The 10,723-nt window shown below is 74.6% G+C and carries 10 protein-coding genes; 6 read left to right on the top strand and 4 right to left on the bottom strand.

From position 1 onward, the window contains the following. The first annotated feature begins 2 nt into the window (after nt 1-2). The gene (locus IE251_RS39740; RefSeq protein ID WP_229897156.1) at nt 3-599 is read left to right on the top strand and encodes a hypothetical protein; all 597 of its coding nucleotides are present in this window, start codon (nt 3-5) and stop codon (nt 597-599) included. Nucleotides 600-650: 51 nt separating this feature from the next. Here the strand turns inward: IE251_RS39740 and IE251_RS39735 are convergent, their stop codons facing one another. Next, complete coding sequence (locus IE251_RS39735; protein ID WP_189757810.1) at nt 651-1,907, bottom strand: glycoside hydrolase family 88 protein; 1,257 nt, start codon at nt 1,905-1,907, stop codon at nt 651-653. Nucleotides 1,908-2,073: 166 nt separating this feature from the next. Here IE251_RS39735 and IE251_RS39730 point away from each other — a divergent pair, with 166 nt between their 5' ends. Both IE251_RS39730 and IE251_RS39725 read left to right on the top strand, forming a co-directional pair. Next, nucleotides 2,074-2,589 (top strand): GNAT family N-acetyltransferase, encoded by a 516-nt coding sequence (locus tag IE251_RS39730; protein WP_189757809.1) that lies wholly within the window; start codon nt 2,074-2,076, stop codon nt 2,587-2,589. Between the two features lie 175 nt (nt 2,590-2,764). After that, nucleotides 2,765-3,424 (top strand): maleylpyruvate isomerase N-terminal domain-containing protein, encoded by a 660-nt coding sequence (locus IE251_RS39725; protein WP_189757808.1) that lies wholly within the window; start codon nt 2,765-2,767, stop codon nt 3,422-3,424. A 33-nt stretch (nt 3,425-3,457) separates the two neighbouring features. Here IE251_RS39725 and IE251_RS39720 read toward each other — a convergent pair whose 3' ends face one another. Further along, on the bottom strand, nt 3,458-4,198 hold the full coding sequence (locus IE251_RS39720) for an FG-GAP repeat protein (RefSeq protein ID WP_189757807.1): 741 nt from the start codon (nt 4,196-4,198) through the stop codon (nt 3,458-3,460). Between the two features lie 258 nt (nt 4,199-4,456). On the opposite strand from IE251_RS39720, the gene IE251_RS39715 reads away from it, so the two are divergent. Continuing rightward, nucleotides 4,457-5,131, top strand: coding sequence for a hypothetical protein (locus tag IE251_RS39715; protein WP_189757806.1), 675 nt, complete (start codon nt 4,457-4,459; stop codon nt 5,129-5,131). A 29-nt stretch (nt 5,132-5,160) separates the two neighbouring features. Here the strand turns inward: IE251_RS39715 and IE251_RS39710 are convergent, their stop codons facing one another. Both IE251_RS39710 and IE251_RS39705 read right to left on the bottom strand, forming a co-directional pair. Continuing rightward, the gene (locus IE251_RS39710; RefSeq protein WP_189757805.1) at nt 5,161-6,057 is read right to left on the bottom strand and encodes an NAD(P)-dependent oxidoreductase; all 897 of its coding nucleotides are present in this window, start codon (nt 6,055-6,057) and stop codon (nt 5,161-5,163) included. A gap of 252 nt (nt 6,058-6,309) precedes the next feature. Then, on the bottom strand, nt 6,310-7,554 hold the full coding sequence (locus IE251_RS39705; protein ID WP_229897155.1) for a CPBP family intramembrane glutamic endopeptidase: 1,245 nt from the start codon (nt 7,552-7,554) through the stop codon (nt 6,310-6,312). A gap of 137 nt (nt 7,555-7,691) precedes the next feature. Between IE251_RS39705 and IE251_RS39700 the strand changes: the two genes are divergently transcribed. Beyond that, nucleotides 7,692-10,046: an ATP-binding protein gene (locus tag IE251_RS39700; RefSeq protein WP_189757804.1), complete on the top strand. Its 2,355-nt coding sequence runs from the start codon at nt 7,692-7,694 to the stop codon at nt 10,044-10,046. Next, nucleotides 10,037-10,702: a response regulator gene (locus IE251_RS39695; protein WP_491590666.1), complete on the top strand. Its 666-nt coding sequence runs from the start codon at nt 10,037-10,039 to the stop codon at nt 10,700-10,702. Before IE251_RS39700 ends, IE251_RS39695 begins: the two co-directional genes overlap by 10 nt. Nucleotides 10,703-10,723 lie beyond the last annotated feature (21 nt).

The following is a 10,723-nucleotide window of genomic DNA, read 5'->3' as shown; positions in this document are numbered from 1 at the left end:
TCATCGACGGCGCGAGGAGAGCGGCGGCGGAGGAAGCCCGGAAGAAGCTGGTCCCCGGGGACCTCCTCTCGGCGATCGACCGGAACGTCGAAGTCGAGGTGGGGACCAAGTGGTACGACCACAGCCCGACGTTCCGGGGTCTGACCGGTGTCCTGTACGACGCCGAGGGTGCCATCGTGCCTTCCCATGAGCGCCGCGGGCCGCGCAGACCGAGTGCCGTGGCCGGCGCCCACCGGTTCGAGGCCGGGGTGCGGAAGCTGCTGCGGAACCGGGGGGCGAGGGCCGTCCCGGCGCTGGTCCGCGACCTGGACGGAATCGCGAGCGTGTTCCTGACGGACCTCGCCCGGGACGCGGCCATGGTCGTCCGCGAGGGCGGGATCAAGCGTTTCGGTTCGGTCCACCTGGTGACGCCGGGCGAACCGGCCCCGCCCCCGCTCCTCAAGGACCCCCTCCTGTCCCTGTCCACCCGCAGGGGGGACCGCCGGACCATCGGCGGGGACGACGTCCTGGCCTCCACCACGATCCAGCTGTTCGGCGACCTCAGGCAGCGCGCCCTCGCCGAAGCACGCGAGGCGGCACGGAACGCTTCGGCCGGCTGAGCGGGTGCGGGCGACATCGCCGCCCGCACCCTCATCCTCGATCCAGGACCGCTAGGACGGCTGTGACAGGTCGATCGCCCGGTCCACGTCCGCGGGGCGGAGCACCCGCAGGATGCCTTCGAGGAGGTAGTAGTCGGCGTAGGGCAGCGAGATCTCGATGCCGTCCTCGCCGGGACGGTTGCGGGTGCAGCGGGCCACGACCGCCTCCGCCCGGGCCGAGTTCCTGGTCAGGCACGTCTCCGCGAGCGCGGTGAGGATCCGCAGCGCCACGTCCCGGTAGGCGCGCCGGCCGGTCGCCGCGTGCAGGTCCAGCAGACCGCACGCCATGATCGCCCCGGCGGAGGCGTCCTTGACGTCGTACGGCTGCTGCGGCGCCCGGTAGTCCCAGACGGGCACGTGGTCCGGGGTCAGCGCCTCGATGGCGTAGTCGGCGAGTCTGCGCGCGGTGTCCCGGAACCCGGTGTCGCCGGTCCTGCGGTACATGGTGGTGAACCCGTAGATGCCCCACGCCTGTCCGCGCGACCAGCAGGAGGAGGCGTCGTAGCCCTGCACCGTGGCGGGGCCGAGGGGTGCGCCGGTGTCCGGGTCGAAGTCGAACACGTGCGGGGTCGAGCCGTCCGGTCGGGGGAAGACGCGCTGGGCGGTCTTCGCGTGCGCCACCGCGATGTCCAGGTAGGCGGGGTCACCGGTCTGCCGGCTCGCGAACGCCAGCAGGTCCAGGTTCATCATCGTGTCGATGATGACGCGGCCGGCGTTGGCGGTGTCGTTCAGCGCGCCCCACGCCCGGATGAACCCGCCGCGCGGGTTGTACCGCCGTATCAGGGAGTCCGCCGCGCGTATCGCGCCGGTGCGCCACTCGTCGTCGCCGGTCAGACGCCAGGCGGTGACCCAGGAGGGGTAGAAGAGGAAACCCAGGTCGTGGGTGGTGGTGTCGGTCTGACGGGGGGCCAGGTTCCGGGCCGACTCGACCGCCCGGGCACGGAAGGTGTCGTCCCCGCTGTACAGGTACGTCATCCACAGCGTCCCGGGCCAGAAGCCGCCCACCCAGTCCCCGCCGCGCGAGTACGTCCACTTCTCGAACCTGGTGCCGACCGGGAAGCCGGTCACGCGGGGCGCCACGGCGCGGACCTTCGCCACGGCGTAGTCCGCCGCCGCGCTCAGCGTCCGCAGGGTCGCGCCCGTCTCCGCCCGTCCGCCCGTCTCCGCCCGTCCGGCCTCCGCCGCGGGTGCCGCCGACGCCTCCGTGACCGGCCCCACGGCCGCCGCACCCGCCGCCGTGACCAGCAGCGCACGCCGGGAAACGTTCATGCTCGCCCTCCCACTCCGCCGTGTTCGAAGGAAGTCGGCCGAGCTTGGCACACCCTCACATGACATGTACACCCACGTGTGCGAAGTTCATGTACGCGAACGCCTGTTGTCCGTGCCCACCCAGGTGCCAGGATGAGGCGAGCATCGCGCCGACGAAGGGGACAGCATGGCCAACCAGTGGGTGAGGCTCGAACTGGACGTCGCCGCGTTCGACGCGCCCCGCTTCCAGCCGTACGTGGAGCGCTGCCGTGCGGCGGGCATCCGCTTCGCCACCCTCGCCGAGCTGGGCGACACACCGGAACACCGGCGCGCCCTGTACGAGTTGAACAAGGAGTGCTCGGCAGACATCCCGGAGCGCGGGGAGTTCTACTCCTACGAGGAGTACACCGAACGCCGTTTCGACTCCGCCGGTTACGACCCCCACGGCGTGGTGATCGCCCTGGACGGTGAGGCGTGGATCGGTCTGGCGGTCACGTCGGTCCACCCGGACTTCGTCTTCAACGAGATGACCGGGGTACGGGCCGCCTACCGGGGCCGGGGCATCGCGATCGCCATGAAGACCCTCGGGCTGGCCTTCGCCAGGGAGCGCGCGGCGACCACGGTCCGGACGTTCCACCACCCCGCGAACACCGGCGTGATCGCCATGAACCGCAAACTGGGCTTCGTCGACGCGACGTTCTGAGCCGGGCACCGCCGGTGATCGGTCATGACCGCCGCCATGCCTGATCCGACGGGGCCCGCCTCGTCAACGGGCCGGCCGATGCCGAGGGGATCCGCGTCGGCATTCGACCGGCCGGCGCGGAGAGGGCCCGGTAAATCGGTCGAAGCGCCCCACCGCGCGCTGTTAGCTTGCGGGGGTGGACCTCTTCCAGCACTCCTGGACCGCCTTGCGCACCGCCGTGGCCCGGCTCGCCGACGAGGACTTCGCGCGGCCGTCCGGCTGCGCCGGCTGGCTCGTCCGGGACCTGGTGTGTCATCTGGTCATCGACGCCCAGGACGTACTGATCACCCTCGTGACACCCGCGGCGGGCGAACCGACGCACGACGCGGTGACCTACTGGCACGTCACGGACACACCGCCGGCCGGCGACGACCCGCTGGACGCGCTGACGGTCCGGCTGGCCGCCGCCTACGAGGACCCGGGACTGCTCAAGTTCCATCTGGACGACGTCGGTTCGGCCGCCGGGCGCGCGGCGGAGCTGGCCGATCCCGGACTGCGGGTGCGCACCCAGGACATGGTCCTCACCGCCGGCGACTACCTCTCGGCGTACGTCCTGGAGTGGACCCTGCACCACCTGGACCTGATCGCGCACCTCCCCGACGCCGGGCGACCGCCCGCCGAGAGCCTCGCCCGGGCGCGCGGGATGCTGGAGGAGATCGCCGGGGCACCCTTCCCCGCGTCCTGGGCGGACGAGGACGCGCTGCGGATCGGTACGGGCCGCCGGGCCCCGACCGACGCGGAACGCACCGAACTCGGAGACCACCCGGCCGCGAGACTCCCGCTTGTCCTCGGGTGAGTTCGCGTCGAGTTCCCGGTGGTTCCAGGTAGGTCACCTCGCCCCGCACCCCGGGTAGAACGGTGTCAGGCCGGCGTGCGGGAGGCGGGCCGGCGGGTGGTGGCCGGTGGCCCCCGCGTCCGTGGTGTACGCGCCGGTGCCGGCCCCCAGTCCGGTGCGCGGGTCGCCGAGCCGGGCCTCGAACACATACACCCCGTCGCCCGCGTAGGTGTAGGCCGCCAGGTCGGGATACCGGTCGTGGTCGTAGTCGGCCACCGCGATGTCCTGTGTGGCGCCCAGGTCGAGCCGTACGGTGCGCCCGCTGCGTCCGGTGCCGGAGAAGGGACCGAATCGCAGTTCGGCCACGCGGGGCGGGACCGGGTCGTCGCCGCCCTGGATGTGCCCGGCGACCACGACCAGGTCGCTCCAGCCGTCCTGGTCGAAGTCCGCCACGGCGGCGCGGACATACTGCTGCCGGTTCCCCGGGCGGTCGGCCAGTCCCCGCGCCGGTACGGTCCGTTCGCGGCGCGAGCCGGTGCCGAAGGTGATGGTCAGGCGGGCGCCGTGGTGGGAGGGGTCGGTGATCCGGTCCGGGCGGCCGTCGTTGTCGACGTCGGCGATCAGGTCCCCGGAGCCGGTCAGGCACGCGGCGACGGCGGGGGGCCCGGCCGGTCGCGGCGGGGGCTGCCCCAGGGAGTCCTCGCACCCGGCGCACAGCAGCAGGCCGGCCAGGACCAGGGCCACGCGGGCACGGCGCCCCGGCCGGGGAGTACCGGTGTGTCCGCGCGTTGCCATGGGCAGGCATCCTAGCCAGGCAGCCGGCTGCCCCTGAATCGGGTCCACCACCAGTACTGCGACATCTACTGGCTGTCTGGCCAAGTCCCGCCCCGCTCACCGGAGTTCGCCGTCCGACACCGCTTCGACGAGACCTCGTCGGCACCGGAGGTCGCGGCCCTGGTCCAGGGTCGACCGCCGTGTCTATGTGTCACGAAAGGTGAGAACGGGTTAACTCACCCGTATCATCCAGGTGTCGCACCACAAGCGGAGGTAGATATGCCGGAAACCGCTGGGCCCGTCACCGAATTGGCCTCGCAGTACGTCAGCCAGGTGACCAAGGACCTAGAACAGAACGTCAAGGAGCAGGAGCGCGTCACCGCGGAAATCGCCGCGTTGCAGGAGCGGTTGGCCGCACTCCAGCACGACCACGCCATTCTGCTGAACATGCAGCAGGCGCTCGGCATCGCGGCCCCGGCCCCGGTCGCGGCCGCGGTGGTTCCCGCTCCGCGCGGGAAGAGCGGCGGCGCCCGACGCCCCGACACCAAGAAGCCGGGGACGAAGAAGCAGGCCGCCAAGAAGCCGGCGGCCCGGAAGCCGGCGGCCAAGAAGGCCCCCGCGAAGCCCGCACAGACCGAACAGCCCGCACAGACCGAACAGCAACAGCCCGCACAGCCGACGCAGCCCGCGCAGCCGACGCTCGTCGAACTGGTCCGCCGGTATCTGGCCGAGCAGAACGAGCCGCGTTCCGCCGCGGAGGTCGCCGAGGCGCTGGGCCGGACGTACCCCGAGCGGGCGGTGCAGACGAAGGTCGTGCGGACCACTCTGGAGAACCTCGTGGCCCGCAACGGCGCGCACCGCAGCAAGCAGGGCTCGTCCGTCTTCTACACCGTGGCCGCCGAACCGGCGCCGGAGCCGGCCGAGAAGGCGGAAGGCGCCGACCCCGCCGAGTGAAGCCGGCCGCCTCCCGCAGGGCCCCTCACTCAGGCGAACGGCGCCTCGGCTTCGCCGAAGCTGGCGAAGTAGGCGGCGGCCATGTCCTCGTCGGCGTGGCCCTGCGCGGCGGCGCGCTCCAGGCGTGCGGCGCTCGCGGCGGCCACGTCCAGGCGCACACCGTGTTCCTCGCCCGCCCGGACGATGAGCCGGGCGTCCTTGACGGCGGTGGCCACCGCGAACTGAGCGGGCGTCAGTTCGCCGTCCAGGATGAGCCGGGCCTTGGCGCGCAGGTAGCCCATGTCGAGCGGGCCGCCGGCGATGGCGTCGAAGAAGTCCTGCGGGTCCACGCCGAGCGCCTTGGCCAGGGCCAGCGTCTCGCCGGTGGCGGCGGTGGCCGCGACGACCCAGCTGTTGGCGACCAGCTTCAGCCGGGTCGCGGTGCCGGCGGTGCCGTCCTCGCCGGTCCACACGGTACGGCCGCCGATCGCGTCGAACACCGGGTCGACCACGGACCGGTGACCGGCCGGGCCCGCGGCCAGGACGAGGAGCTGTCCGGCCTCGGCCGGCTGACGGGTGCCCAGCACCGGCGCGTCGAAGAACACCAGGCCGTGTTCGCCGGCGAAGGCCGCCAGGTCGCCGAGGGCCTCGATGCCGGCGGTGCTGCACTGCGCCCAGGCGGTGCCGGGGCGCAGTGCGGGGGCGGCCTCGCGCATGGCGTCCAGGGCGGCCGGGCCGTCGTAGAGCATGGTCAGCACGACGTCGGCGCCCTCGACGGCCTCGGCGGGCGTGCCGGCGACCAGCACGCCGTCGGCGGTGAGCGGTTCGGCCTTGGCGCGGGTCCGGTTCCAGGCGCGCACGGTGTGTCCGGCGCGCGCCAGGTTGCGGGCCATCGCGGCCCCCATGATGCCGGTGCCCAGGACGGTCACGGTGCGGGTGTCTGTCATGGCGTCAACTTCCTTTGCCCATAGGTGTCTTGCGGGTCGACGGGCGGGCCTACCTCCCGGGAGAGGACACGGCTCCGCCCACGGGACCGATCTTCCACCAGCCGACCGCACACCCTCGCACACCACCCACACCGCACGGCGTCATGTCTGCCAAAGGGCCGCGCACGGTGGCCCGTGACCACCCGCGCGAGTCCCCGAAGTGCGGGCCGTCACCACCTCCATGGGCTGACGGGGGACCCACCGGTGCGCCACTCACCTGGTGCCCGAGGTGTCCTCCCCGGCGCCCGCCGGCCCGGCCGGACGATCCGTACCCGGCCAGGGCGCGGCGGCCCCCGGGTAGGCGGTCCCGGACGGTGGCACGGAGGCGCCGGTCGCAGGGTGACCGGGCCACTGCCCGGGCGTCACACCCTGCCCGGGCATCACACCCTGTCCGGGCATCACACCCTGTCCGGGCATCGCACCGTACGGGTGAACCGGCGACTGCCCGGGCACCGCACCGTACGGGTGAACCGGCCATGTCCCGGGCACCGGCCCGTACGGGTGAACCGGCCACTGCCCGGGCGCCGCGCCGTACGGGTGGGCCGGGGGCAGCGGCGCGGGGGCGGTGCGGTCCAGTCGGCGGCGGCGCAGCCACCACGTCACGGCCGCCGTGTACAGCACGACGCCCGCGACGTCGAGCACGACCGTCTGCCAGCCCGCGTCGGCCGCGGTCTCGTCGCTGGCGAGCCCGTCCACCACGGCGGCCGACACACCGAAGGCGAGGAGGTTGTTGACGGTGTGCAGGGCGATGGACGCCTCCAGGCCCCCCGTCCGCCAGGTCAGCCACCCCGCGCACACCCCGAACACCAGCAGGTCGGCGAAGCCCCACGCGGTACCCCAGCCGTGGGCAGCGGCGAACAGCACGGCCTGGGGCACCAGCGCGGCCCACGGTGAACGCAGGAACGCCCCCGCCGTCTGCGTCAGCCAGCCACGGAAGACGTACTCCTCGGCCGCCGCCTGCAACGGCACCAGCACGACGAGCATGGCCAGGGCCCGCCCGAAGGCCGCCCAGCCCACCCACTGGCTGTCCGCCTCGCCGCCGTCCGAGGGCAGCAGGAACATGGCGCCCATCGCCAGGGCGAGGACCGGCAGGGCCGTCAGCACGCACAGCCCGAGCCAGCGCCACCGCAGCCGCCCGGTGACCGAGGAGACCGTGCCGGCCGGGCGCCGGCCGATCCAGCGCACGGTCAGCAGCAGCACGGGTATGCCCACCGCGATCGACAGCAGGTCCAGCGCGGTGCCCGAGACGGGGCCGAACTCCGGCCAGCCGTCGGCGTCCTCGGGGTACCCGAGGGCCACGCCCAGAATCAGGAAGCAGAGCATGAGGACGAGCACGGCGAGCACATAGCCCACGGCCACGACCAGGGTCCCGAGCAGCGGGCGCCACCACCGGTGGCGCGGCGCGATATGGGCCAGACGGTGGTACGGGAGCTGCTCGGCGAGCGGTGGCTGTGTCATGCCGTCAGCCTGCCAAAGACCCGGAGCCGTGCCATCGCCCCACGGCAGGAGCGGTGTCTCTACCCCTGGTTGGGGACGCGCCTCCACCCCGGGGCCGGTGCCCGCCGCACGGCGCGGCCCTTACGCTCGTCGGCGACATGGAGACGATACGCAACTGGCTGCTGCCCCTGCTGCTGGCGGCCGGGCAGGGCGTCCTGCTGTGGCCCGGGGTGTACCCGGACGGCACCCCCGGTCCGCTCGCCCTGGCCGCCGTGGTGTGCGCGCTGGCCGTGGAGACGGCCGCGCTGGGGTGGCGCCGTACCGCACCGGTGCGGTCGCTGGCCGGCACCCTGGCCGCCGGGGTGCTCGGCGGGCTCGCCTGGCCGGACGGCTATGCGGGCCCCGGTTCGCTGATCGCCCTGTACTCCGTCGCCGTGCGCTGCCCGGTGCCGGTCATGGTGCGCGCGCTGGCCGCCGTGGTGGGCGTCGAGTGGGCGGGGGCCGCGGTGACGGAGGGCCTGCGGGCCCCGCTGCTGTCCACGATGGCCATCTCGCTGGGCACCTGTGTGCTGTGCGCGGGGCTCGGCGAGGCCCGCCGCCGGTGGCTCGCCGGCCGGCTGACCGCCGCCCGGCGGCTGGCCGGGGCGGAGCAGGCCCGCCGCCTCGCGGGCGACCAGGAGCGCCGGCGGCTGGCCCGGGAGCTGCACGATGTGAGCGCCCATCACCTCACCTCCGTCGTGGTGACCGTGGACGCGGCACTGCGGCTGCGCGACGACCGGCCCGAGCTGTCCGCCGAGGCGCTGGCGTTCGCCGAGCGCGCCGGCACGGAGACCCTCACCGCGCTGCAACGGCTCGTGGGGGTGCTGCGGGACGCCGGCCGGCCGGACCACCGGCCGATGAGCGGGCGGATCGAGGAACTTGTCGCCGGCTTCGGCCGGCTGGGCCGTCCGGTCGCCGCGCGGATCCCGGACGACCTCGCGGGCCCGGCGGCCGAGGCGGTGCACGGCATCGTCCGCGAGGCCCTGACCAACGCGCTGCGGTACGCGCCCGGCGCCGCCGCCCGGGTGGACGTCCGGCGGGTGGACGGGCTGCTGGAGCTGACGGTGGAGAACGCGCCGCCGCGCGTCACCGCGCAGGGTGCCGGGGGGCTCGGCGCGGGACGCGGCGTGGCCGGGATGCGCGAGCGGGCCGCCGCCGTCGGCGGCGAGCTGACCGCCGGTCCCACACCGGAGGGCGGCTGGCGGGTGCGCGCGACGCTGCCCGACGCCGCCGCGGCGCGGCGGCCGGAGGGGACCGGCTGGCGGCGTGACGTCCTGCGGGAGCAGCGGTTCGCCGATCCCGCGCTGATGCTGGCCGCGATGCTGCTGCCGGTGGCGGGCGTGCTGGCGGTCACGGAGGACTGGCCGGGCGCCGCGCGCCGGGCCGTGCTGCCGGAGCTGCTGCTGGTGTGCGGGCTGCTGGTGCTGCGCGCGCTGCCGCTGCTGTGGCGCAGGCGGGCCCCGTGGGCGGTGTTCGGCGCGGTGCTGGCGACGGCCTGGCCGGGAGCGTTGGCCGTCGTCGCGGTGCCGCTGCCGTCCCATGTCGCGCAGCTCCTGGTGGCCGGCACGTTCGCGGAGACGCTGGCCGTGTACGCGGTCGCCGCCTACGGTCCGGGAGCCGGGCACACCTGGCCCGCGCCGGTCGTGACCACGCTCGGGGCGGCCGGTGCCGTGACGGCGCTCGCGTGCGCCGACGGGATGGTGGCGGGCGAGCCGGCGGGCCCGGCCGACGCCGTGCTGCTGTCGTTCCTCCTGTCCGTGGTGCTGGCCCCGGTGTTCACCGCCGTATGGGGTGCCGGTCTGCTGGTGCGCCGCCGCCGGGTACGGGCGGTGGCGTACGACGACTTCGCGTTCGCCAGCTCTGTGTGGCAGGCGGACCGGGCGGCCGAGGCCGAACGGCAGCGGCTGGCGGCCACGTTGCGCGAGGCGGTGCTGTCGCACACCCGGGCGCTGGTCGGTACGGCCGGCCGGGGCGACTTGGCGGGGGTCGCGGACACGGCCCGGGCGGCGCTGGCCGCGATGCGGGAGATGCTGCGCGGTCTGGCGGACGACGGCGGCGACGGCGGGCCCGGCGGGCCGCTGGCCCCGTCGCCGTCCGTCGCCGACCTCGAAGCGCTGTGCGGGGCGCTGCGCTCGGCCGGCCGCGACGTACGGCTGCGGGGGCTGCCCGAGGCCGCCCGGGGGCTGCCGCCGTCCACGCAGGTGTCGGTGTACCGGATCGTCGAGGCCGCGCTCGGCGCGGGCGACCCGGGCCCGGCGCGGGTGACCCTGCGGCGCCGCCGCGGCACCCTGCGGATCACGGTGACCGGGGTCCGGGCGGCCGCCCTGGGCCCGGTCGCCGAACGCCTGCGGGTGCAGGTCGCCGCCGGTGAGGGACGGATCGTGTGCGAACCGGCCGGTACGCTACGGGTGTCGTTGCCGGCCGGGGCTCCTGGGGCCCCCGTCCAGGAGGTGTCCCCGTCGCCATACGCGTGATCGTCGTCGACGACCAGGCCGTGGTCCGCGCCGGATTCGCGGCCATCGTGGACGCCGAACCCGATCTGACCGTGGTGGCCGAGGCCGGTGACGGGGCGACGGCCGTGTCGCTCGCCGCGGCGCGGGAGGCCGATGTCGTCCTGATGGACATCCGGATGCCGGGCATGGACGGGCTCACCGCCACCCGGCTGATCACCACCCCTCCCGGCGGACCGCGGGTGCTGGTGCTCACCACGTTCGACCTGGACGAGTACGTGTACGAGGCGCTGCGGGCCGGGGCGTCCGGGTTCCTGCTGAAGGACGCCCGGCCCGAGGAGCTGCTGTCCGCGATCCGGGTGGTCGCGGCCGGCGACGGCATCCTGGCGCCCGCCGTGACCGGCCGGCTCATCCGCGCCTTCGCCCGCGGTGCCCCTCCCCCGCCCGTGGCCGGCGGACCGCTGGGCCGGCTCACCCAGCGGGAGCGCGAGGTCCTGCTGAAGATCGCGTCCGGGCTGACCAACGCCGAGATCGGCGCCGAACTCGGCGTCACCACCGGCACGGTCAAGAGCCATGTCAACGCGCTGCTGTCCAAGCTCGGGCTGCGCGACCGGGTCCAGGCCACCATCCTCGCCTACGAGACCGGCCTGATCAGCCCGCGCGGCCCCCAGACGGGCTGACCGCGCCCACCACCGGGCAGG

The sequence above is a fragment of the Streptomyces eurythermus genome, from assembly GCF_014649115.1.
Lineage (GTDB): Bacteria > Actinomycetota > Actinomycetes > Streptomycetales > Streptomycetaceae > Streptomyces > Streptomyces eurythermus.
Note: the sequence above shows the minus strand (reverse complement) of the source record. Positions and strands in the feature narration are given on the sequence as shown.

Coding starts and splice junctions, on each gene's coding strand:
- IE251_RS39735 (WP_189757810.1), bottom strand. CDS start 1,907: ATGAACGTTTCCCGGCGTGCGCTGCTGGTCACGGCGGCGGGTGCGGCG.
- IE251_RS39730 (WP_189757809.1), top strand. CDS start 2,074: ATGGCCAACCAGTGGGTGAGGCTCGAACTGGACGTCGCCGCGTTCGAC.
- IE251_RS39720 (WP_189757807.1), bottom strand. CDS start 4,198: ATGGCAACGCGCGGACACACCGGTACTCCCCGGCCGGGGCGCCGTGCC.
- IE251_RS39715 (WP_189757806.1), top strand. CDS start 4,457: ATGCCGGAAACCGCTGGGCCCGTCACCGAATTGGCCTCGCAGTACGTC.
- IE251_RS39710 (WP_189757805.1), bottom strand. CDS start 6,057: ATGACAGACACCCGCACCGTGACCGTCCTGGGCACCGGCATCATGGGG.
- IE251_RS39705 (WP_229897155.1), bottom strand. CDS start 7,554: ATGACACAGCCACCGCTCGCCGAGCAGCTCCCGTACCACCGTCTGGCC.
- IE251_RS39700 (WP_189757804.1), top strand. CDS start 7,692: ATGGAGACGATACGCAACTGGCTGCTGCCCCTGCTGCTGGCGGCCGGG.